Source organism: Rhizobium sp. CCGE531 (assembly GCF_003627795.1).
In the GTDB taxonomy this organism is placed as follows: domain Bacteria; phylum Pseudomonadota; class Alphaproteobacteria; order Rhizobiales; family Rhizobiaceae; genus Rhizobium.
This window is the reverse complement of sequence record NZ_CP032684.1, coordinates 933,048-954,326: the sequence shown is the minus strand read 5'-3', so window position 1 is coordinate 954,326 and position 21,279 is coordinate 933,048. Positions and strand designations below refer to the sequence as shown.

General features: G+C 59.6%; 25 protein-coding genes. 8 read left to right on the top strand and 17 right to left on the bottom strand.

Annotated elements, in window-relative coordinates:
- Window positions 1-145 precede the first annotated feature (145 nt).
- Complete coding sequence (locus CCGE531_RS04705) at window positions 146-1,105, bottom strand: glycine--tRNA ligase subunit alpha (RefSeq protein ID WP_120663141.1); 960 nt, start codon at window positions 1,103-1,105, stop codon at window positions 146-148.
- A gap of 107 nt (window positions 1,106-1,212) precedes the next feature.
- On the opposite strand from CCGE531_RS04705, the gene CCGE531_RS04700 reads away from it, so the two are divergent.
- Both CCGE531_RS04700 and CCGE531_RS04695 read left to right on the top strand, forming a co-directional pair.
- Window positions 1,213-1,524 carry a hypothetical protein gene (locus CCGE531_RS04700; RefSeq protein WP_245458981.1) on the top strand — a complete coding sequence of 104 codons (312 nt, stop codon included), beginning with the start codon at window positions 1,213-1,215 and terminating at the stop codon, window positions 1,522-1,524.
- The gene (locus tag CCGE531_RS04695; RefSeq protein WP_245458978.1) at window positions 1,514-1,810 is read left to right on the top strand and encodes a hypothetical protein; all 297 of its coding nucleotides are present in this window, start codon (window positions 1,514-1,516) and stop codon (window positions 1,808-1,810) included. The genes CCGE531_RS04700 and CCGE531_RS04695 overlap by 11 nt, the downstream gene beginning before the upstream one ends.
- A 137-nt stretch (window positions 1,811-1,947) precedes the next feature.
- Here CCGE531_RS04695 and CCGE531_RS04690 read toward each other — a convergent pair whose 3' ends face one another.
- The 4 genes from CCGE531_RS04690 to CCGE531_RS04675 form a co-directional block, all read right to left on the bottom strand.
- Window positions 1,948-2,139 carry a hypothetical protein gene (locus CCGE531_RS04690; protein WP_113383928.1) on the bottom strand — a complete coding sequence of 64 codons (192 nt, stop codon included), beginning with the start codon at window positions 2,137-2,139 and terminating at the stop codon, window positions 1,948-1,950.
- Between the two features lie 16 nt (window positions 2,140-2,155).
- Window positions 2,156-3,016, bottom strand: coding sequence for a S49 family peptidase (locus CCGE531_RS04685; RefSeq protein WP_120663139.1), 861 nt, complete (start codon window positions 3,014-3,016; stop codon window positions 2,156-2,158).
- Between the two features lie 107 nt (window positions 3,017-3,123).
- The gene (locus CCGE531_RS04680; protein ID WP_120663138.1) at window positions 3,124-3,900 is read right to left on the bottom strand and encodes a methyltransferase; all 777 of its coding nucleotides are present in this window, start codon (window positions 3,898-3,900) and stop codon (window positions 3,124-3,126) included.
- Window positions 3,901-3,908: 8 nt separating this feature from the next.
- Window positions 3,909-4,139: a DUF2007 domain-containing protein gene (locus CCGE531_RS04675; protein ID WP_120663137.1), complete on the bottom strand. Its 231-nt coding sequence runs from the start codon at window positions 4,137-4,139 to the stop codon at window positions 3,909-3,911.
- Window positions 4,140-4,247: 108 nt separating this feature from the next.
- On the opposite strand from CCGE531_RS04675, the gene CCGE531_RS04670 reads away from it, so the two are divergent.
- The 4 genes from CCGE531_RS04670 (at window position 4,248) to moaB (ending at window position 8,721) form a co-directional block, all read left to right on the top strand.
- On the top strand, window positions 4,248-5,264 hold the full coding sequence (locus tag CCGE531_RS04670) for a polyprenyl synthetase family protein (protein ID WP_120663136.1): 1,017 nt from the start codon (window positions 4,248-4,250) through the stop codon (window positions 5,262-5,264).
- A gap of 124 nt (window positions 5,265-5,388) precedes the next feature.
- Window positions 5,389-7,242 carry a tetratricopeptide repeat protein gene (locus CCGE531_RS04665; protein WP_120663135.1) on the top strand — a complete coding sequence of 618 codons (1,854 nt, stop codon included), beginning with the start codon at window positions 5,389-5,391 and terminating at the stop codon, window positions 7,240-7,242.
- 7 nt (window positions 7,243-7,249) lie between these two features.
- Window positions 7,250-8,164, top strand: coding sequence for a 4-(cytidine 5'-diphospho)-2-C-methyl-D-erythritol kinase (locus tag CCGE531_RS04660; RefSeq protein WP_120663134.1), 915 nt, complete (start codon window positions 7,250-7,252; stop codon window positions 8,162-8,164).
- A complete protein-coding gene (moaB, locus tag CCGE531_RS04655) occupies window positions 8,164-8,721 on the top strand; it encodes a molybdenum cofactor biosynthesis protein B (RefSeq protein ID WP_120663133.1) in 558 nt (185 codons plus the stop codon). The genes CCGE531_RS04660 and moaB overlap by 1 nt, the downstream gene beginning before the upstream one ends.
- A 130-nt stretch (window positions 8,722-8,851) precedes the next feature.
- Here the strand turns inward: moaB and CCGE531_RS04650 are convergent, their stop codons facing one another.
- Together CCGE531_RS04650 and CCGE531_RS04645 are read right to left on the bottom strand one after the other, a co-directional pair.
- Window positions 8,852-9,166 carry a hypothetical protein gene (locus CCGE531_RS04650; protein WP_120663132.1) on the bottom strand — a complete coding sequence of 105 codons (315 nt, stop codon included), beginning with the start codon at window positions 9,164-9,166 and terminating at the stop codon, window positions 8,852-8,854.
- 178 nt (window positions 9,167-9,344) lie between these two features.
- Window positions 9,345-9,863, bottom strand: a complete 519-nt coding sequence (locus CCGE531_RS04645; protein ID WP_120663131.1) for a glycosyl transferase — start codon at window positions 9,861-9,863, stop codon at window positions 9,345-9,347.
- A 240-nt stretch (window positions 9,864-10,103) separates the two neighbouring features.
- On the opposite strand from CCGE531_RS04645, the gene CCGE531_RS04640 reads away from it, so the two are divergent.
- Both CCGE531_RS04640 and CCGE531_RS04635 read left to right on the top strand, forming a co-directional pair.
- The gene (locus tag CCGE531_RS04640; RefSeq protein WP_120663130.1) at window positions 10,104-11,261 is read left to right on the top strand and encodes a PA0069 family radical SAM protein; all 1,158 of its coding nucleotides are present in this window, start codon (window positions 10,104-10,106) and stop codon (window positions 11,259-11,261) included.
- A 105-nt stretch (window positions 11,262-11,366) separates the two neighbouring features.
- On the top strand, window positions 11,367-12,026 hold the full coding sequence (locus tag CCGE531_RS04635; protein ID WP_120663129.1) for a ribonuclease HII: 660 nt from the start codon (window positions 11,367-11,369) through the stop codon (window positions 12,024-12,026).
- A 105-nt stretch (window positions 12,027-12,131) separates the two neighbouring features.
- Here the strand turns inward: CCGE531_RS04635 and CCGE531_RS04630 are convergent, their stop codons facing one another.
- The 10 genes from CCGE531_RS04630 to CCGE531_RS04585 all read right to left on the bottom strand — a co-directional run bounded on the left by CCGE531_RS04630 (window position 12,132) and on the right by CCGE531_RS04585 (window position 21,153).
- A complete protein-coding gene (locus tag CCGE531_RS04630; protein ID WP_120663128.1) occupies window positions 12,132-12,899 on the bottom strand; it encodes a phosphotransferase in 768 nt (255 codons plus the stop codon).
- A gap of 200 nt (window positions 12,900-13,099) precedes the next feature.
- On the bottom strand, window positions 13,100-13,591 hold the full coding sequence (locus CCGE531_RS04625) for a F0F1 ATP synthase subunit B (RefSeq protein WP_120663127.1): 492 nt from the start codon (window positions 13,589-13,591) through the stop codon (window positions 13,100-13,102).
- A gap of 3 nt (window positions 13,592-13,594) precedes the next feature.
- The gene (locus tag CCGE531_RS04620) at window positions 13,595-14,188 is read right to left on the bottom strand and encodes a F0F1 ATP synthase subunit B (protein WP_120663126.1); all 594 of its coding nucleotides are present in this window, start codon (window positions 14,186-14,188) and stop codon (window positions 13,595-13,597) included.
- Between the two features lie 78 nt (window positions 14,189-14,266).
- Window positions 14,267-14,494 carry a F0F1 ATP synthase subunit C gene (locus CCGE531_RS04615; protein WP_004109844.1) on the bottom strand — a complete coding sequence of 76 codons (228 nt, stop codon included), beginning with the start codon at window positions 14,492-14,494 and terminating at the stop codon, window positions 14,267-14,269.
- Between the two features lie 66 nt (window positions 14,495-14,560).
- Window positions 14,561-15,313, bottom strand: coding sequence for a F0F1 ATP synthase subunit A (locus tag CCGE531_RS04610; protein ID WP_120663125.1), 753 nt, complete (start codon window positions 15,311-15,313; stop codon window positions 14,561-14,563).
- A gap of 78 nt (window positions 15,314-15,391) precedes the next feature.
- Window positions 15,392-15,736, bottom strand: a complete 345-nt coding sequence (locus CCGE531_RS04605; protein WP_120663124.1) for an AtpZ/AtpI family protein — start codon at window positions 15,734-15,736, stop codon at window positions 15,392-15,394.
- Window positions 15,737-16,047: 311 nt separating this feature from the next.
- Window positions 16,048-17,226: a cell wall hydrolase gene (locus tag CCGE531_RS04600; RefSeq protein ID WP_120663123.1), complete on the bottom strand. Its 1,179-nt coding sequence runs from the start codon at window positions 17,224-17,226 to the stop codon at window positions 16,048-16,050.
- A gap of 116 nt (window positions 17,227-17,342) precedes the next feature.
- Window positions 17,343-18,116 (bottom strand): hypothetical protein, encoded by a 774-nt coding sequence (locus CCGE531_RS04595; protein WP_120663122.1) that lies wholly within the window; start codon window positions 18,114-18,116, stop codon window positions 17,343-17,345.
- A 140-nt stretch (window positions 18,117-18,256) separates the two neighbouring features.
- Window positions 18,257-20,158 (bottom strand): potassium transporter Kup, encoded by a 1,902-nt coding sequence (locus tag CCGE531_RS04590; protein WP_120663121.1) that lies wholly within the window; start codon window positions 20,156-20,158, stop codon window positions 18,257-18,259.
- Window positions 20,159-20,175: 17 nt separating this feature from the next.
- Window positions 20,176-21,153 carry a magnesium transporter CorA family protein gene (locus tag CCGE531_RS04585; RefSeq protein ID WP_120663120.1) on the bottom strand — a complete coding sequence of 326 codons (978 nt, stop codon included), beginning with the start codon at window positions 21,151-21,153 and terminating at the stop codon, window positions 20,176-20,178.
- Window positions 21,154-21,279 lie beyond the last annotated feature (126 nt).

Below are 21,279 nucleotides of genomic sequence, written 5' to 3'. Positions count from 1 at the left end.
CCGGCTTTAACGGCGGTGGAAGGCCAAGATTGGGCTAGCGGCGTCCAATCCTGGGGAAACTTGCCTCGGAATTCTGAAGAAAGCATACGCCACGAACGACGGCTTTGAGGAGCGCCTGCCCAAACGCTCCGGTCGCATTTCAGGCTTACGCGGCCTGCTGGTTCCAGTTGATGCCGCCGGCATCTGTCAGCAGGAAAGCTTCGCCGCAAGCCTTGGCCAGCGTGCGCACGCGCAGGATGTAGCTCTGGCGTTCCGTCACCGAGATGACGCCGCGGGCATCGAGCAGGTTGAAGACGTGGCTCGCCTTGATGCATTGGTCGTAGGCCGGAAAGACGCATTTGTGCAGGCGATGGTTCTCGCTGTCGCCGGGCGCGCCGGCGGCCAGCAATGCCTGGCATTCCTTCTCGGCATCTATGAAATGGCGGTGCAGCATCTCGGTATTGGCATATTCGAAATTATGCCGGGAATATTCCTGCTCGGCCTGCAGGAAGACATCGCCATAGGTGATCTTCTCTTCGCCCTCGAGGCCGTTGAAGTTCAGGTCATAGACGCTGTCGACGCCCTGGACATAGGTCGCAAGACGCTCCAGACCGTAGGTCAACTCGCCGGCGACCGGCGCGCATTCGATGCCGCAGACCTGCTGGAAATAGGTGAACTGCGAGACCTCCATGCCGTCGCACCAGCATTCCCAACCGAGGCCCCATGCGCCGAGCGTCGGGCTTTCCCAGTCGTCCTCGACGAAGCGGATGTCATGCAGAAGCGGATCGAGGCCGATCGCCTTCAAGGAGCCGAGATAAAGCTCCTGCAGATTAGGCGGATTGGGCTTCAAGATGACCTGATACTGGTAATAGTGCTGCATGCGGTTCGGGTTCTCGCCGTAGCGGCCGTCGGACGGACGGCGCGACGGCTGGACATAGGCGGCCCGCCAAGGCTTCGGACCCAGCGAACGCAGCGTGGTCGCCGGATGGAACGTGCCGGCGCCGACTTCCATGTCGTAGGGCTGCAGAACCGCACAACCCTTGTCGGCCCAATAATTGTGCAGCGTCAGGATCAACGCCTGAAACGAGCGCTTCGGGTTCATGTGGTCGGGCACGTTGGCAGTCATGGGATCAGCTACTATCTGCTTGGTGTAGGGTGGCGCGACAGGTGCCACGATAGGAGACAAGGGTCAAGAGATGACGTATAGATAGCGCTATGCGTCTTTGCGCTGCCTTGGAAAAGACAATGAACGTAAAAACCGAAATCACATTGTCCGAGCACCATCTCCGCCTTGCGGAAAAGATGGTCGAAGAAGGTGCCTTTTCATCGATTTCCAGCCTTGTCGAAGCTGCGATCGAGCAGATCGAGCAGATAAGGCACCATGATGATGCGCCGGCCGATGCGGTTTCCGGCATGGCGGACGAAATTCGCCGCCGGATGGAGCTGCCTCAGGATCAATGGATACCACTAAAGGGCGACACTTTATTTGACGACGTCCGAGCTCTCATCCGCAAGAAAATGGATGAGAAGCAGAATGGCGTATGAGGTTCATCGCCATCCCCTCGTTCGAGACGACCTTTTTAATATCACGATACTGATTGGCGAATATGCAGGCTATGCCATAGCCGAAAGCAAAATCGAGCAAATCGAGAAGAAATTGAACTCGCTGACCGATTTTCCCCATATCGGAACGATACGCGACGACATCCCGGTTTACGCGCCATTCCTGCGGCGGAAAAAGCAGTCGTCTGCTTCACGGTCAACGAACAGACTGCGCCCGTTAACGTCATCTGCATCAGCTACGCAGGCGCGGACTGGGGGGATCGGATAAAGGAGCGACGCTAGCGTTTTCATCAAACCGTGCGTTAGCCTCTTCACGATTGAACGTCCAATTATCCGGCAGTTTCAGCTTAAAAGTCCTGAGCTTATGCAGTATCTTCAGCCGTTCCTCGCCGTTGATCGCCACTGTCATTCATCCTCGCGCTTCACACGATATTCTCCCGTCTTCGGATCTTTGACCAAGGTTCCCATGGCGCCGGTGCGGCGTTCCGTTTCGGCGCGGCGGGATTTCTCGGCAAGCCTCCGGGCATCGCGCACGAAGCGGCGATAGAGGAACCAGATGCCGCCGACGGCGATGATGAAGAAGATGATTTGGGGCATCAGGCAGCGCTCCCGATTACAATCCGTACCGGCTCCACAATGCCTTTTCCTCTGCCGCTTCGGCAAGCCCGGATGCTAGCCCGGCGCCGAGGCCGTCCATACCGCCAAGCGAAATGCCCGGAGCCTTGCGACCGAAAAGGCTGCGCGGCGTGGTAATCAATGTAGGCTTGACCTTGTCGCCGAAGCGCTTCCTCAATTCCTGACGCATGTCGCCGAGGCCGTCGATCAAGCCAAGCTCCAACCCACGACCGCCGGTCCAGAAGAGGCCGGAGAACACCGTTTCGTCCGCCGAGAGTTTTCCAGTCCGCCGTTCAAGCACCATATCGATGAAGACCTTGTGGATCTCGAGCTGCAGGCTCTTCAGATATTCAATGTCCTTTTCCTTCTCCGGCTGGAACGGATCGAGGATCATCTTGTTCTCGCCGGCGGTATAGACGCGCCGCTCGATGCCGATCTTCTTCAACAGATCCGGAAAACCGAAGCCGCCGGAAACGACGCCGATGGAACCGACGATGGACGTGGCGTCGGCAATGATCTCATCGCCCGCGAGCGCGATCATATAGCCGCCGGACGCGGCGACATCCTCGACGAAAACCAAGACCCTCTTGTTTTTCTCGGCGGCAAGATCGCGAATGCGATTGTAGATCATCCGCGATTGCACCGGAGAGCCGCCCGGCGAATTGACGACGATGGCAACGGCAGGCGCTGCCTTCACGTCGAAAGCCTTTTCAAGCGCCTGCGACACGCCCGCCAGGTTCAGCGATTGCCGCAGCGGCCCGCCGCCGGAGGAGATGACGCCGCTCAGGCGGACAACGGGGACGATCACCCGTTCCTTGCGGAAGCGCTTCGGAAGCATGCGTCTCAAGAACCCAACCATTCGTCATCCCTGAATCATGATGTTTGCTGCCCCGTGATGTATGCATGGAAACGGCAAACGCAACATTGCGGATCGCATTTCGTGAACAGATTCACCGAAGCTGCGCGCTATCGGCGCCGATAGGCGGCGCGGCCATTGTTCAGATCGTCGACGAAATCGGAGAATTTATGCGTTCCCTCGCCGTGCATGATCAGGGGCGCACGCAGCGCCAGCCTCGCTCTCGAACCCTTTATTCCCGTCACCAGGATGCGCACCGCATTCTCGCCTTCGCGCGGATGGATCGGCGTGATCTCGATGCCACCGAAGCGGCGGCCGCAGGCGGCGATGATCTCGCCGATGGATTCCGGCCGGGCAATCAGTGAGAGCTGGCCGCCGGGGATCATGATCGCGCCCGCCGTGCGTATCCATTTTTCGAACAGCCCATCCGTCATGGCATGCGCTTCGGCCTTCAGCGCATCGGGCGTCAGCCTGTCGCTGGCATCGTTGAAGGGCGGGTTCATGATGACATGATGGAAGCTGTCGTCGACCAGGCCCGCCTCGTTACGATCCTTGCCGGTCAGCGTAACGTCGGCTTCGATGACCGAGATACGATCGGCAAAGCGGGCATTTTCCGGCAGAAGCAGGCTTTTGCGGGCGTACTCGGCCATGTCGGACGAGCGCTCGAACAGCACGACCTTCGCCTGGTCGAGGCGAGACGCGACGGCCATTCCGGCCGCCCCCGCCCCCGCGCCGAGATCGGCCACCCTGATCGTGCGGTCGTCGGCGACGAGTGCCGCCAGCAGCATGGCATCCATGCCGGAGCGGTGCCCCCTGCCCTTCGGCTGGACGATATGGAAAGCGCCGCGATGAAAGGCATCAATGGTTTCCGAGGGGTTGCCGGTCATGGCGGACCTCAGGTCCGCGCCGGGCGCAGCTCGTCGCCGAGGCCCGCATCGATCAGGATGCGCCGCGCCTGATCGGCACGCTGTTCCTCTACCAGAAAACGGCGCGGCAGCATGCCGAGAGATCCCTCCAGGATGCTCATCGCCTGATCCGCCACCAGGCAATGAATTCCGGCATCCTTCATCAGGCTCTCCGCGAAGGAGAGAAGGACCGGGTCGTTGGTGCGGATCAGCTCGTGCATAAGCCCTAGAATTCCTGTCAAATTTACGCGACGAGACAATTCGCCTCTTGCCGCCTCTTTCGCCCCTTCTTATTGTGCTTTGCAGAAAATGAACAGGAGTCCGGATCGTTGGGCGTCGTGATACCGCTGGAAGAAAGCAAGAATAAACTGGCATCCATCAAACCATTGGTGGATCTGACCAAGGCGGACATGGAACGCGTCAATCAGCTCATCCTGTCCAAGGCCGGCTCCGATGTGCAGATGATCCCCGAGGTTGCAGAGCATCTCATCTCCTCCGGCGGCAAGCGCCTGCGGCCGATGCTGACGATCGCCTCCGCCGCACTTTACGGCTATCAGGGCGACAATCACATCAAGCTCGCGACGTCGGTCGAATTTCTGCACACCGCCACGCTGCTGCATGACGACGTGGTCGATGAAAGCGATCTGCGCCGCGGCAGGTCGACTGCCCGCATGATCTGGGGTAATCAGGCAAGCGTTCTGGTCGGCGACTTCCTGCTCGGCCAGGCCTTCCGCATGATGGTGGAAGTCGGCTCGCTCGATGCTCTCGACGTCCTGTCCTCGGCTGCCTGCGTGATCGCCGAAGGCGAAGTCCTGCAGCTCTCCGTCTCCAAGAACATGGAAACGACGGAAGATGATTATCTCTCGGTCATCCGCGCCAAGACCGCAGCGCTTTTCGCCGCTGCGGCCGAAGTCGGCCCGATCGTCGCCAATGCCGGCAAGGCGGAGCGTAATGCGCTGAAGTCCTACGGCACCAATCTCGGTCTTGCCTTCCAGCTCGTCGACGATGCGCTGGACTACGGCGGCAAGGCTGCCGATCTCGGCAAGAATGTCGGCGACGATTTCCGCGAGGGCAAGATCACGCTGCCGGTGATTCTCGCCTATCGCCGTGGCACCGAGAAGGAACGCGCCTTCTGGCGTGACGCTATCGAAACCGGCAACAACAGCGACGAAAATCTTGAGAAGGCCCTCGGCCTGATCACGAAATACGGCGCGCTGGCCGACACAATCGCACGCGCCGTGCACTACGGCACCATCGCCCGCGACGCTCTGGCGCCATTGCCGGAAACGCCATGGAAATCAGCACTTCTCGAAGTGATCGATTTCTGCATCGAACGCGTTAATTGATAGCGGCGACCCGAATTTGTTGCGGGGCCGCTTCAAAAAAGCCATCCTGTTGTGAATCAGTTGACACGAATGCGTTGTGCCGCCGGCGATTTCGCCGGCCATTCCCTTGATGAAAGGCTTTCTAATGCGGCAGAGACTTGCCATCCGTTTCCTTTCGGGCGTAGCCTTGGCGGCGATCCTTTCGGTGTCGGCCCTGACTGGCGCGCGCGCAGAGGATAAGCCGGTAGCGCCGGAGGTCAGCACCCCGGTCGCTTTCGATCCGGATAGCGTCGATACGTTCGCCGGCGCCTTCTTGGCTGCCCGTACGGCCGATGTCGACCACGACTACGATACCGCCATCGCGCTTTATAAAAAGGCGCTGATGATCGACCCCAGCAATCCGGAAATCCGCCAGCGGCTGATGATTTCGCTGCTGCTCAACGGCAATCTCGAAGAGGGCGTCAAATACGCCAACGAGCTGAAGAGCGATCCTTCCGTCGAGCGGGTCACCACGATCGTGCGCGGCATGGATGCCATCCGCCGTCATGAATACCGGACGGCACAGGAAATCCTCAAATATAACGGTCCGAACGATCTCGACCGGATGATGACGAACCTGGTCTCCGCCTGGGCCCGCGCCGGATCCGGCCGCGGCAAGGAAGCGATCTCGATGATCGACAAGATGAAGGGCCCGGACTGGTTCAACATCTTCAAGAACTATCATGCCGGCGCCATAGCCCTGACGATGGGCGATCTGAAATCGGCCCGTTCGCACCTTAACGACGCAATCCTCGACAAGACGGGGGGTGCGACGGCTCCCGATACCTTCATGCGCGCCGTCATGGCGCTCGCCCGCCTGGAAGCCAAGGCCGGCGACAAGCAGAAGGCGCTGGATACGATCTCGGTCGGCGACAATCTCGTCAGCAACTACGCACCGCTGAATGCGCTGCGCGACAGCATCACCAAGGGCGATACGCCGGACCAGCAGGTCACCAATGCCAGCCAGGGCGCGGCCGCCGTGCTCTTCACCATCGGTGCCGCGCTGAACCGCGACGGCGCCGAGGATGTCGTCTCGCTCTACCTGCAGATTGCCAATTCGCTCGATCCGAAGGCCGCCGATACGCTGGTTCTGCTTGGCGGACTGGCTGAAAAGCAGGAGCAGACCGATCGCGCCATCGCCTTCTACAAGAAGGTGCCGGACGATTCGCCGATGGCCCGCATTTCCGAGCTGCAGCTCGGCCTTGCGCTTGCCCAATCCGGCAAGGTCGACGATGCTCGTAAACATCTGAAAGCATTGATCGATTCCGATCCAAACGATGTCCGCAGCTATCTCGCCTATGGCAGCGTTCTTTCCGACGCCAAGGACTTCCAGGCCATGGCCGAGAATTACGACAAGGCCGTGCAGATCATCGGCCCGGCGCCGAAGCGCAGCGATTGGGCCGTGTTCTTCCAGCGCGGCATTGCCTATGAGCGGCTGAAGAAATGGCCGGATGCCGAGCCGAACTTCAAGAAGGCCCTGGAGCTCAATCCGGATCAGCCGCAGGTGCTGAACTATCTCGGCTATTCCTGGGTCGACATGAACACGAACCTCGACCAGGGCCTGAACATGATCAAGAAGGCCGTCGACCTGAAGCCGGATGACGGCTACATCGTCGATTCGCTCGGCTGGGCCTATTTCCGTCTCAATCGCTTCGACGACGCGGTGAACGAGCTGGAACGGGCAGCACAGCTCAAGGCCGGCGATCCGACGATCAACGACCACCTGGGCGACGCTTATTGGCGTGTCAATCGCAAGCTCGAAGCCGTCTACCAGTGGAATCGTGCGCTGGCCTCGAAGCCGGAAGAAGCAGATATTCCGAGGATCAAGGAAAAGGTCGAGAAGGGCTTGCCCACGCTCGACAATGATCCGAGGACCGTCGACAAGAGCAAGCAACCCGATCCCGCGCCAGCACCCTCGCCCGACACGAACGCTCCGGCGCCGATCGACAAGAAGTCCTAAGACTTCCATGAACACGATCTTGGCAGCGGGCGATTTCGACCTCACAGAGGAAGCGCCCGCAAAGATCAATCTTGCGCTGCATGTCACTGGCCGCCGCGCCGACGGCTATCATCTGCTCGACATGCTTGTCAGTTTTGCCGGCCATGGAGACCGTCTCGGCTTTCGTGCCAGCGAGCAAGATGAATTCAGCCTCTCCGGGCGCTTTGGCCCGCTTCTTTCCGCCGACGCCGAGGCCGGCGACAATCTCGTGCTCAAGGCGCGGGATCTGTTGCGGCAGGCTGCCCGTGCGGCTGGCTTCGATGCACCCGCCGTTCATATCCATCTCGAAAAGAACCTGCCGATCGCATCGGGTATCGGCGGGGGCTCGGCGGATGCGGCCGCGACATTGCGCGGGCTGATGCGGCTGTGGCAGCTCACGTTGCCTGACGAGAAGGTCAAGGCAATCGCCTTGAAGCTTGGCGCCGATGTGCCGATGTGCCTTGCCAGCGAGCCGCTGGTGGCGCGCGGGATCGGCGAGGCGATGGACTTGCTGCCGGCGTTTCCCACCTTTCCCATGGTTCTCGGCAATCCGCTCGTCGGCGTCTCGACGCCGGACGTGTTTCGCCATCTCTCCCGCAAGGACAATCCGCCGCTGCTGTTTCCAACGCAGATGCCGCGCGGCTCCAGCGAGTGGATCGAGATGATCCGGAACCTGCGCAACGATCTCGAACCGCCGGCACGCTCGATCTGCAGTGAGATTTCGGTGCTTTCCGGTCTGATCGAAAGCCAAAATCCGATCGTGACTCGCATGTCCGGCTCCGGAGCTACTTGCTTCGGGATTTTCGAAAGCATCGAACAAGCGGAGGCTGCTGCCGTTTCCCTTCACAGGCAGAGGCCGGACTGGTATTTCCAGGTAACGGAAACAATCGCGGGAGAGGCATGATGGCGGGCTCAATCGACAAAAGATCCTTCATTCCCGTCGGCATCGCCGTGCTGACCGTTTCCGATACGCGCACGCTCGCCGACGACAAGTCCGGCGATACGCTGGTCGCGCGTATTGCCGAAGCCGGCCACAGGCTGGCGGCCCGCGCCATCGTTCCCGACGACAAGGAGCGCATCCGCGCGCAAGTGGAAGCCTGGACGAAGGACGATGCGGTCGACGTGGTGATTACCACCGGCGGCACAGGCTTTACCGGCCGCGATGTCACGCCCGAAGCGCTGGAGCCGTTGTTCGAGAAGCGTATGGACGGCTTCTCCGAGGTCTTCCATCGCATCTCCTATGACAAGATCGGCACGGCGACGATCCAGTCGCGAGCAACCGGCGGCGTCGCCAACGCCACCTTCATCTTCGTACTGCCGGGATCGCCGGGCGCCTGCAAGGATGCCTGGGACGGTATCCTCAAGGCGCAGCTCGATTACCGCCATATGCCCTGCAATTTCGTGGAAATCATGCCACGCCTCGACGAGCATCTGAGGCGCGGCGCCGGCTCCATCGCATAATTCCTTGAATCGGAATCGCTTTAAGGGAAAAATTATGCAGCATTTCAAATGTTGCAGCGTCCTTGGCGCGTCTTGAAAGACGCGCGGCGCTGTCAGTAGATCCTGCGCATGGCAGGACATTATCAGCCTGCTATGCCTTCGGCTCCGGCAAGGCAGGAATTGATTCCCAATTATCGCCACTGAGGATGATGCAGCTACGGCCCGAGGCGTCGCTGATCAATAGCGTCCAGCTACCGCTCTCGGCGGCATAGATTTCCACGATCGTATTGGGATCGAGCTTGCCGACCGCCGAAAGCTTTTCGGAAAGATGATCGCCAAGAAAGGCGACGATATCGACGCGCTGGGCGCAAACCAGCTTCGCCTGGGAATCTGCAACGCCGGGATAAAGAATTGCAATTGGCATGAGAGCCATTGCCATGAGGCGGTAAAGCATCGTGCGTTTCATGACGCACCTCCTTTCGCCGGTATCCCGGCGGACAAGGAGTGTGCCGCTGACCTGTTCCGCCGCATATCGGCATCTTATGGTCGACCGCCCGACGCGACACGCGTAAGGTGCCGCCACGGGAAAATTATCGCAGGTATTTGCAACTTTTCAAATGAAATCTGGAATGGAGCACCCAGCGCTATCGAGCCGCCCGCGCCACCCACGAGGGGATGAGCTCGCTTGAAAGGTTCCGGCCCTTCCGGCCCTTGGCAAATTCGGCCAGCCGCATACCGGTTCTGGCGACGGCGATGGCCTGAGCCTTTGATAGCAGCAATCCCAGCTCCAAAGGCGGCTTGGCCTTGCGAATGCGCTGCAGGAAAGGCCGGCGATAACCGCGCGATGCGGTGAAGCGGGCCGGTGCCTTATTCAGGGAGACATATTCCGCGATCTCATCGATCCAGCCCGCCTGCGGCCGCGCACCCGGCTCGACCAATAGCAGCCAGTCGCCGCGCGCCGAGCGCAATATGTCCTTGATATCCCATTGCGAATAGTAGCGGCATCCAGCGGCATCCGCCACCCGGGATGTTCCGTCGCTGGAGCCGTGGTCGAGCACGACGACATCGCAGACCAGCCCCTCGATCGCGCCTGCCACCAATGCCGCCAATGTCTGCGCCAGCTCGGGTTCGTGATCCTGGCATTCGATGATGACCGTCAACATTGCCCATTTATAGAGCGGCGCATATTTTTTTGCCAGCGTCTAACCCTTGGGCCGGAACGTTTAAGAAAAGCCTGATGCACCACCCCGAAACCGCGCCGCGCCGTCACCAAACGCCTCGAATGCGGGAGACGGAAGACGGCGATCTTGATTTTTTGTTCTTGCAATGTTCTCATTTGTCGGATAGGAATTTAATCATCTTAGACGCGGCATGCGATGGCATGAACCGCCCTGGAGCTACCGATGAACGAGCAATCCCTTGCAGGGCAGGCCGCATTCGCGCCAGCCAATACGGCAGATGTTGCCAATGCTTTGATCACCGACGCAGGTCTCAGGGTCGACGCGGAGCGCCGACGCGGACGCGGCGCCGGATTGAATCCGAGCGGCCGGTTCGAGCCGCAGCAACGTGAGACTGTCGACGACGGCTGGCATACATGGGAAGAGCTCCCGCCCTTCAAAACCGAGGTGCAGGTGGAAAAGCCGCGCACCGCGATCACGCGCAACGAATCGCCCGATATTCCCTTCGATCGTTCGATCAATCCTTATCGCGGCTGCGAGCACGGCTGCATCTATTGCTTCGCGCGGCCGACGCATGCCTATATGGGCCTGTCCGCGGGGCTGGATTTCGAATCGAAGCTGTTTGCCAAGCCGGATGCGGCCAAGCTGCTGGAGCGCGAGCTGGCGAAGCCCGGTTACAAGCCGCGCGTCATCGCTATCGGCACCAATACGGACCCTTATCAGCCGATCGAGAAGGAATGGCGGATCATGCGCCAGATCCTCGAGGTGCTGAACCGGGCCAACCACCCGGTTGCCATCGTCACCAAATCGGCGCTGATCATGCGCGATATCGACATTCTCCAGGAAATGGCCGCCAAGAACCTGGTGCGGGTGGGATTATCGGTGACGACGCTCGACCGGAAGCTGGCCCGCACCATGGAACCACGGGCAGCAACCCCGCCACGACGGCTGGAGGCGATCCAGGCGCTCAGCGAGGCCGGTATTCGCACCTCTGTCATGGTGGCGCCGATCATCCCGGCGCTCAACGACCACGAGATCGAACGTATTCTCGATGCCGGCAAGGCCGCCGGCGCGCTGGAGGCAAGCTATGTCATCCTGCGGCTGCCGCTGGAGGTGAGCCCTCTGTTTCGCGACTGGCTGCTGCAGCACTACCCGGACCGCTATCGCCATGTGATGTCGCTGATCCGCTCGATGCGCGGCGGCAAGGATTACGATGCCGAATTCGGCAAGCGCATGAAGGGCGCCGGCCCCTATGCCTGGCAGATCAGCCGCCGCTTCGAAATGGCGACGCGTCGGCTCGAACTCACACGTCGCAATATCGCATTGCGCGATGACCTGTTCGTGCCGCCTGACGGCAGCGGCGTCCAGCTGTCGTTGCTCTGACATTCCTTGCGGGTTTTCCCTGTACCCGCTGGAAAAGCCCTCCGGTTCGCCGCCCTGATCCACCGGGGGCTTGCAGGAGATCGGGTGGTGTGCGAGCTTCGCCGCATGCCACGCAGCACACCACCCGATTCTCCAATGCTATTCGAGGACATCCCGCTCGTCCCGACCTTCGAGCTGGAACTGATCGCGCGACGCGCCGGACATTGGCCGGTCGCGGGGGCGGACGAGGCTGGCAGAGGCCCGCTCGCAGGACCGGTCGTGGCGGCTGCCGTCATTCTCGATCCCGAGCGCATTCCGAATGGGCTGAACGATTCCAAACAGTTGACAGCCGCCAGACGCGAGGAACTGTTCGTCGAAATCCTGGCGACGGCGACGATCTCCATCGCCTCATCGAGCGCAACCCGTATCGATACGACCGATATCCGCAAGGCAAGCCTGGATGCGATGCGCCGCGCCATTTGCGGGCTGGCGGTTCCGGCAAGCTATGTGCTGACCGACGGGCTCGATGTGCCAGCAGGGCTCGCCTGCCCCGGAAAAGCAGTGATCAAGGGCGATGCACGCTCCTTCTCGATCGCAGCCGCCTCGATCGTCGCCAAGGTGACGCGCGACCGGATGATGACACGCGCAGGCGTCGTTTTCCCCGCCTATGGTTTTGCAGCCCATGCCGGCTACGGCACTCCGCAGCATCGCGCCGGCATCGAGCAACATGGTCCCTGCTCGCTGCATCGCATGAGCTTCCGCCCGCTCAAGAGGGAAGCCGTCTAAAGCGGTTCAGTTTTTCACGGAATCTCTGAACCGCTCTATCACTTTGTTTTCGCACAATTCCTGATGGAAAACCGCTGTGCACTTTTCCTGGAATTGCTCAAGGTCTCAATTCGTCAGCCCCGCGACGATCTCCGGCGACCATTTCGCAATATAGGCAATATCTTCCCTGTAGATCCGGTCATGCCCATCCTGCAGATTCCGGCGGTAACGCGCGATGCCGCGCGCAGCTTCCCGTTCCATGAAGGCCAATAGCGCTTCGAGCCGCTCGACGATGGCGGCCGGAAGTGAACTGCGCTCCTCAACCGGCAATCCGTAGGCATCGACGAAGATTCGCGCACGCTGGATCTGGCTCGCAAGACGATCCAACCCTTCTTCCATCGCCATACTCGAGGACAATGGCGCCCAGCGATAGACCGCATAGGCTAGGTCCCAAAGCCGTGGACCGGGATGGGCTGCCTCGAAATCGATGATCCCGGTCACCTCGCCGTCGTTCATGACGACATTGTAGGGTGCGAAATCGCCGTGACAGATGACCTCGGCCGGCAGCCGGGGTGGTAGCTGCCAGGAGCACGTTGCGGCAAGATCGTGCAAGACCAGCGCGGAACTATGATGATACCGGCCCAGCAATCGGGCGGCCGATTGCACGGCCTTCTCCGAGCGCATCTCGATATTGCTATCAAGATCGCCCGTGACACCAGGCAGATAGCTCACTCTTTCCCAGACGTCATCAAATCCGCCCGGCTTCGGGGCGGCATCAAAGCCATGCAGCGGCAAGGCAGCCAGCAGAGCGTGCACGCCCGGTGTCCAAGGGCGGACCGGCCTCACGATAATATCGCCTTGGCGAAATGGCCCGTCGTCTGTCGCTGGCTGCATCTGTCCTCCCCCAGTCTCCTGATCTAGCCGTTCGTTGCGGCGATGATCAACCTGCGAAGGCAGGATGCGCTATCAAATCGGAGATTTGAATGAGGTGCCTCACCACCCGCTCTCTTGGTTCGAGGATGGCCCCAGCCCCTCCCACCAACAAAAAAACCCTGCCTAAGCAGGGCTTTTTCAAATCTCGATGTTCCGCGCGCTCAGTTCAGCCGCGTCTTCACTTCCTTGACGGCATCGTTGAAGAGGCCGGACTGGATGCTGCCATCGGCCTTTTTCGCAAGCACCGATTCAGCAGCGGCAATCGCCAAATCGACGGCGGCGGAACGAACCGCCTTCATCGCGTCGGCTTCGGCCTGCTTGATCTTCTGCTCGGAGAGAGCCGTGCGGTTGGCGACGAATTCCTCCGTCTTCTTCCGGGCTTCAGTCGTCAGCATTTCGGCTTCGCGCTCGGCTGCGGCGACGATATTCGCTGCATCAGCCTCGGCTTCCTTACGCTTGCGCTGATATTCGGCCAGCAGGTGCTGAGCCTCTTCGCGCAGACGCTTGGCTTCCGCCAGTTCGTTGCGGATCTGATCGGCGCGGTCGTCCAGCGACTTCGCCATCATACCCGGAACTTTCAGGTAGACGACGAGACCGATGAAGATGATGAGCGCAACAAATGCAAAGAAAGTTTCGTCAAGACCAAAAGTCATAACTTAGCCCTCCCGCTTCGCAGACGCTGCGGCGACAGCCGAAGCGACATCAGCCTTGCCGGCGACATTGCCGACCAGCTGTTCAACGACAGCAGAAGCAGTTTCTTCCGCAATCGCACCGACATCACCAAAAGCCTTCGTCTTGATCTCGGCGATGCGGGCTTCCGCAGCCTTGAGCTTTTCGGAAAGGCTTGCCTCGATCGTCTTGCGATCTTCCTCGGCCTTGGCCTTGGCAGCATCGCGGGCACCGGCGCCGATCGAATTCGCCTTGGCGCGCGCGGCAGCCAATTCGCTTTCATAGGTCGCGACGGCGGCGTCGGCTTCGGCCTTCAGGCGAGAAGCTTCCTCGATATCCTGAGCGATCCGGTCGTGCCGGCTTTCCAGGATTCTGCCAACGCGCGGAATGACAATCTTCTGCATGGCCACGTAGAAGATGACGAAGGTGATCACCAGCCAAAGCAGCTGTGACGGATACGTCGTATGGTCAAACGGCGGAAAAACGCCGGTGTGGTGGCCTTCATTCGGCGCACCCGTTTCCGTATGCACCTCGCCGGCGGCCGGCGGTGCTTCTTCAGCATATGCCGGGGTCACAAACATGCTCACCTCCAGGTGGTCTGCAAATGCAAAGAATCACGGCTCGCTGCCCGCGAACCGTGATCTATGACGCCGCTGATATCAGACGGCGAAGAGCAGGAGGAGAGCGATGAGCAGCGAGAAGATGCCCAGAGCTTCCGTAACGGCGAAGCCGAATACCAGACGGCCGAACTGGCTGTCAGCAGCAGACGGATTGCGTAGTGCGCCGGACAGGTAGCTGCCGAAGATATTGCCGAGGCCGAGAGCCGTGCCGGCCATACCAAAGCAAGCCAAACCTGCGCCGATGAACTTTGCTGCTTCCGCGTCCATGTTGAACTCCTTTGAAATGGTTGTGCGGTGAATGACTGACGCCCTTAGACGCCAATGTCTTTATCCTTAGTGGCCACCCGGATGGATCGCGTCGTTGAGGTACATGCAAGTCAGCACCGCGAAGACGTAAGCCTGGAGGAAGGCGACAAGGAACTCGAGACCGGTGAGGGCGACGGTCATGATGAGGGGAAGAATTGCGCCACCGATGCCGAGCGCGCCAAGGGTTCCGAGCGAGGCGACGAAGCCTGCGAACACCTTGAGCGTGATATGACCGGCCAGCATGTTGGCGAAAAGACGAACGGAGAGCGAAATCGGCCGAGACAGGAAGGAGATGATTTCGATCACCACCACCAGCGGCAGAAGGATGCCCGGAACACCCTGCGGCACGAAGAGCTTGAAGAAGCCGAAGCCGTGCTTGATCAAGCCATAAAGAATGACCGTCAGGATGACCAGCAACGCTAAGGCGAAGGTGACGATGATCTGGCTGGTGACGGTATAGAAATAAGGGACCATGCCGAGCAGGTTTGCCGTCAGCACGAACATGAAGAGCGAGAAGACCAGCGGGAAGAACTTCATTCCCTTCGTTCCCGCCCCTTCCTTCAGCATCGAGGCGATGAACTCGTAGGCCATTTCCGCAACCGACTGAGAGCGGCCCGGAATAACGCTACGCTGCGCGCTGGCAAAATACAGGAAGCCGGCAGAGATCACCGCGGAGGCGACCATGAACAAGGAAGCGTTGGTGAACGAAAAATCAATTCCACCGATATCGATCGGAATAATCTTGAAGATCAGGAACTGATGGGTAGGTCCGTTTGCCACCGCTTGTTCTCTTTCATTTTCCCGCTCGAGCGAGCGGATGCCTCTCACCTGGAAACGGCGCCGCAGCGTCGCTTCCGCTCATTTCTTGTCTCGGCCTTGCTCATCCAGCGCCGGTGTCGCCACCTTGCCCGCGGAGCGCAGCACATTCAGCACGCCGGCACAGAATCCGAGAAGCAGCAAGATAATCATGCCCCACGGCGCCGTACCGACAAAACGGTCGAAGACATAGCCCAGAACAGCGCCAACGATGATGGCGGCAATGAATTCGCTGGAAAGCTTCATCGCCTGAGCATAGCCTTTACGGCCTTCCTCGGCGCGAACCTCCCCGTATTCATCCTCTTTCGCGGCAGCGCGCTTGCTCGCCAATTCGGCTCCCAACTGCGCCCGCCGCTGTTCCAGACTTTCGTCGCGGTCGTCCGTCATGGTGACATCCTCCTCCTTTTCGTCGCGCGTTATCCCTATACCCCGGTCAACGCGTAAACGAACAGCAGGTTTCGCCACCTTTCGGCCCGTTTTGAAGTCGCGCGCAACATAGTTTTAGGAAAAAGCATAGTCAAGGCGTAGACGACATCTGTCCAGCCATAAATTAGCCCAATTAAATCATGAGTTTAGAGTGAAAGAGCCGTACCGGACGAAAACTGAGCCGAAGAATCCTCTTCAGCCCATGCTTTTCTGTGGCTTTTTTGCCAGCCGCCACGGCACTCCCGGGCGCCAATCCACAAACTTCGAACGCTTCAGCTCCAGCCGCCGCCATAGGTGCGGTAGAAGATATGCATGCCGATGCGGCCGACCTTCACCATCTCGGCCGCCCATTTCGGCCGGACGTAGACGGCATGGTAGTGGGTGGCGGAGCCGACTTCCGGCAACCAGATCTTGCCGGCCGTCACCGCCATCGCGACCTGGCGGGCGATGCGCCAGTGTTCCGGCGAATTGACCCGATCCTTGACGTTATCGCAGGCAAAGGAGAACTGGCAGGCATTGCGCCAATCCTCGTTCTGATAGACGACGCCGCAGATGGTCTTGGGATAGGCGGGATTACGGACACGGTTGAGGATGACCTGGGCAACGGCCGCCTGCCCTTTTACAGACTCGCCGCGCGCCTCGAAATAGATGCCGGTCGCAAGGCATTGCTGCTCATCGGACGAAAATACAGATGGCGGCAGGACATTGGCTGCCCATAGATGATCCTTCGGTCCGATCTGCGGCACGAAACGGCCCTCGCCGTCCTGATCCTTGGCGAGGATGGAATCGAAAGGCGAGACCCGGGCATAGTCCGGCGCCGGCGATGCATAGGCTGCAGCCAGAACATCGGCATTCCGATTGGTGATGAGGTTTGCCAGATAGGCCGGCACGCTATCGTCCGGCTTCGGCGGCTGCTTCTTGTAGAAGGCGGTGGCAATCTGGATTTCCTTGCCGTCGAGCTTCGGCCTCAGGAAGGCGGTGCGCTCACCGGTATCGGATTCCGGCCGAAACAGCATGCTTTGCCGCTCCAATACGGAGCCCGCGGAGAAATCCTTCGGCGGCTGCATCGGCGCAACGGCAACGACGCGGCCTTTCTTGTCCTGGCGGTTGATCCGATCTTCATCCGGTCGGGGATCGCTGCCTTTTTGCTCCGACTGGAAAGCAACCCGGCGTCCATCCGGCAGCACCAGGCCGCCGTCGCCCACTGCAGCGGCTGCCCTGGCATCGCCGAAGGCCAATTCCGCCTGATGGGTGGAGCCGGCCGGCGAACTTGTCATCACCATGCGCCAATTCGCCCCTTCCCTGTCGATGCCCGCAAGCAGGCCCGCGAGATCGCCGTAGGCGGCCGGAGACGGGAAGATCAGCCAGGCACAGAGCCCGAAGACGGCCGGCGAAGTCCAGTTTTTCGGCAAGAAACTCAATTTTCGGCTGACATAACGCGAGCGGGACAACACCGGACTCCAAACGGCACTCGAAACCAGGAGCCGGAATAATCTCCCATTAACCTTGATGGATGGTTAATTCGGACAAGGCCACGTGCAGGAATGAAATGTGCGAGCACGCCGTCTCAGACAACGGCAAGGAGCTCTTTAACGGCTGGCGGCGCATCGATGTGCTCCGCTTCCATATAGCGTCTCGTCAGGACGACGGAGATATAAGTCCAGCCCATCACCTGAAAGCTCAGGGAAATGATCATTACGACGGCCAACGGGATATTCGGTCGACCATCCATCAACAAATCGGGACCGGTGAAAATAGCCGACACGATGACGGCCGCCATCGCGGCGAGCACAGGCATAGTCACTCCGGCCAGAACGCGCCCATACGTCGCCAAGAATCGCACTTTTCCTCTTTGGAACGCATCGCCAAAACTTGAGTTAACGCCGTGCAGTCCCGCGGGAAGCCAGGTGCCGAAGAATGCCATGACGATGCTGAAGATCGCGGAAAATATCAACATGCCCGCAAATATGGACCAGAGAGCAAAGGAAAAGAGGTCGCGGCCTTTCAATAGGAAATAAAGAAAAGGCAGCATGATGAGAAGCGCAATCAGGAAAAGAGCCGCGCTCTTAAAAAAGAAGCTCAGGAGCGAGAAACCACCAGGTTTGAAAAAGAACCTCAGGAGCTTGAAATCACCATGTTTGACTGTTGCCTTGAAATCAAGATTCCACAAAATAGATTCTTGTACATTCATTGAGAGCGTACACAATAAAAACGTACTGACTACGGTTGAGCTGGATCCCTTAAGATATTCGTCGGCAATTTGAGCAGCGAACAGCAGCAACACATAGGTTATGTAGATAACCACATTGCGGCGTGCGATCGAAAAGGCTTCTTTGAGCATCAGCAAGCATCCTCCCGAAAATGTACCGTGGCGATTCTCCTTAAAATTGAACTTCATCGCATCCCACTTACGCAACAGAAAAGTCAAAAGGCCCGGTGAATGTCCACCGGGCCTTCGAACGAATGGCGATAAAATCAGCCTTAGATGATGACGTGCGAGCCCAGTTCCACCACGCGGTTGGCCGGCAGGCGGAAGTAGTCTGAAGGGTCGGTCGCGGCATTGGCGAGCGCGATGTAGAGCCGGTCCTGCCAGTGCGGCATGCCCGACTTGGCGTCCGGCACGAGCTTGCGGCGACCGAGATAGAAGGAGGTCGACATGATGTCGAACTTCAGGCCGGTCTTGCGCAGGGTTGCGAGTGCCTGGGAGACGTTCTGCGATTCCATGAAGCCGAAGCGCAGCTCGACGCGCGAAAAGCGGTCGGAAACCTTTTCGACCGAATAGCGGTCCTCCTGGAGGACACGCGGCTTGTTGGTGGTGCGGATCGTCAGGATCACATTCTTGTCGTGCAGGACATGATTGTGCTTGAGATTATGCAGCAGCGCGGCCGGCGCGGATTCCGGATCGCTCGTCAGGAAGATCGCCGTGCCCGGCACATGGGCGGGCGAGTGGTCGCTCTTGCGCTCGATCGAGCTGACGAAGGACGACAGCGGGATATCCGTATGCCGCGTCTTTTCCATCAGGATCGCGGTGCCACGGCGCCAGGTCCACATGATGACGGTGAAAGCGGTTGCGATCAGCACCGGAACGTAGCCGCCATCATGAATCTTGATCAGATTGGCGCCGAGGAAGACGAATTCCAGCAGCAGCAACGGCGTCAGCACGGCAACAGCCATCGGCAGCGTCCAGTTCCAGCGAACGCGGACGAATTCGAAGGCCATGATCGATGTGACGACCATCGCGCCGGTGACCGAGATACCATAGGCCGTCGCCAGGGCATCCGAGGTCTTGAAGGCCAGGACCAGAAAGATGACGCCGAAGAACAGCACGGTGTTGACCGACGGCAGGAAGATCTGGCCGGTATTGGTCTCAGAGGTGAACAGGATTTCCATGCGCGGCAGGAAGCCGAGATGGATGGCCTGGCGTGTGAGCGAGAACGCGCCGGTGATGACAGCCTGGCTGGCAATGATCGTCGCCATGGCGGCGAGGATGACCACCGGCAGGATCGCCCAATGCGGAAACATCAGGAAGAACGGATCGGACATGGCCATGGGCTCGCGCAGCACGAGGGCACCCTGGCCGAAGTAGTTCAGCGTCAGTGACGGAAACACCAGCACGAACCAAGCCCACTGGATCGGACGGCGGCCGAAATGGCCAAGGTCGGCGTAGAGTGCCTCGGCACCGGTGACCGTGAGGAACACCGCGCCGAGCACCACGACGCCGAGAAAGCCTTCCCGCATGAGGAAGCTCACCGCATACCAGGGATTGAACGCCGCCAGGATGCTGTAATCATCGGAAATGTGCATGATGCCGGCAAGGGCCATGACGATGAACCAGAGGGCGGTGATCGGACCGAAGAAGCGGGCGACCGCACCGGTGCCATGCGACTGGATCACAAAAAGCAGCGCCAGGATCGCAACCGATATGGGGACGATATAGTCTGACAGCGTCGGCGTGACCAGCTTCAGGCCTTCGACAGCCGACAGAACCGAAAGCGCCGGGGTGATCATCGCATCGCCGAGGAAGAGTGCTGCGCCCAGCAGGCCCAGCAGCATCAGGATGGCGGTATGGCCGTTTGCCGTCTTCATCAGCAGCGCCAGCAGCGACAGCGTGCCGCCTTCGCCGTCATTGTCCGCGCGGAGCAGAAAAAGGACATATTTGATCGTGACGATGATCGTCAGCGTCCAGAACATCAGCGAGACGACGCTGATGACTTCGCCGCGCGTCAAACCGTCAGCGGCTACCGGCTTCAGTGCTTCGCGAAAGGCATAGAGCGGGCTCGTACCGATATCGCCATAGACCACGCCGACCGAACCGAGGGCGAGGTATGCGAGCTTACGAGCGTTCATTTTCCCGTCGGGAGAATGATTGGTTTCGTTAGACATTCAGGATCACTAGACTCTCAGAGCCAGCCTTTCCAGCGAAAAAAGAAAAACGGAACGATGGCGGAAACCACCATCAACAACAACGATGCCGGGTAGCCGTAGGCGAAATGCAGCTCGGGCATATGCTCGAAATTCATGCCATAGACGGACGCGACAAGCGTCGGCGGCAGGAACACCACGGAAGCGATCGAAAAGATCTTGATGATGGCATTCTGCTCGATATTGATCAGCCCGAGCGATGCATCCAGCAGGAAGGTGATGTTTCCCGCGACGAAGGATGCATGTTCGGACAGGGATTGCACATCCCGCGCAACATTGCGGCACAGGTCCTTGGCCTCACGGTCCTGCTGCATGGCGGTGATGGTATGAAGGAAGGTCAGCAGCCGGGATAGCGAACTCAAGCTGTCACGCACCTTGCTGAGCGTGCGGTGATAGCCTGCGATGTCCTTGAGCTTTTCTTCCAGGTAGTTTGCCGGGCGGCGGACCTTCTTCACGCGATCGCCGAATACGTGCACCGACAATATATCGACACCGGCGACGGTCTGTTCAAGCACCTCGGCGGTACGGTCGACGATGGTTTCGAGAAGTTTGGCAAGGAGCGCGACACCCGTGCGCCGCTCCTGCGGAATGCGCTGCAGAGCAGCTATGAACAATGCGAAGGATTTCGGCTGTGCGTAGCGGATGGTGACCAGCCGATGTTCCGTCAGAATGAAGGCGACATCGGTGAGCATCGGCAGATTGGTATCGGCCTTCCACAGCAGCGAGGCGGTCAGAAAGACCGAACCGTTCTCGACATAGAGCCGGCTGGAGGGCTCTATGTCCTTCATGTCCTCGCGCGTCGGGACCTCGAGCCCAAGCAGGCGCTCGATATCGGCCTCTTCCTCACGCGTGGGATCGACCATGTCGATCCAAGTGGCATTGTCAGGCAAGCGGTCGGCGGCCGAGAGATCGGGGAGTTGAAGCGGTTTGGAATCTGAGCAATAGGCAGTTATCAACTGCTTGCTCCCACGACAGCGGAGACGGCACTACGGCCGAGGCACTTTGCGCGCACTCGCTGCGATCCCACCAATGGCCAATGAAAAAAGCTCATAAAACCCCGGTCGTATCCCGCCGGTCCGGCC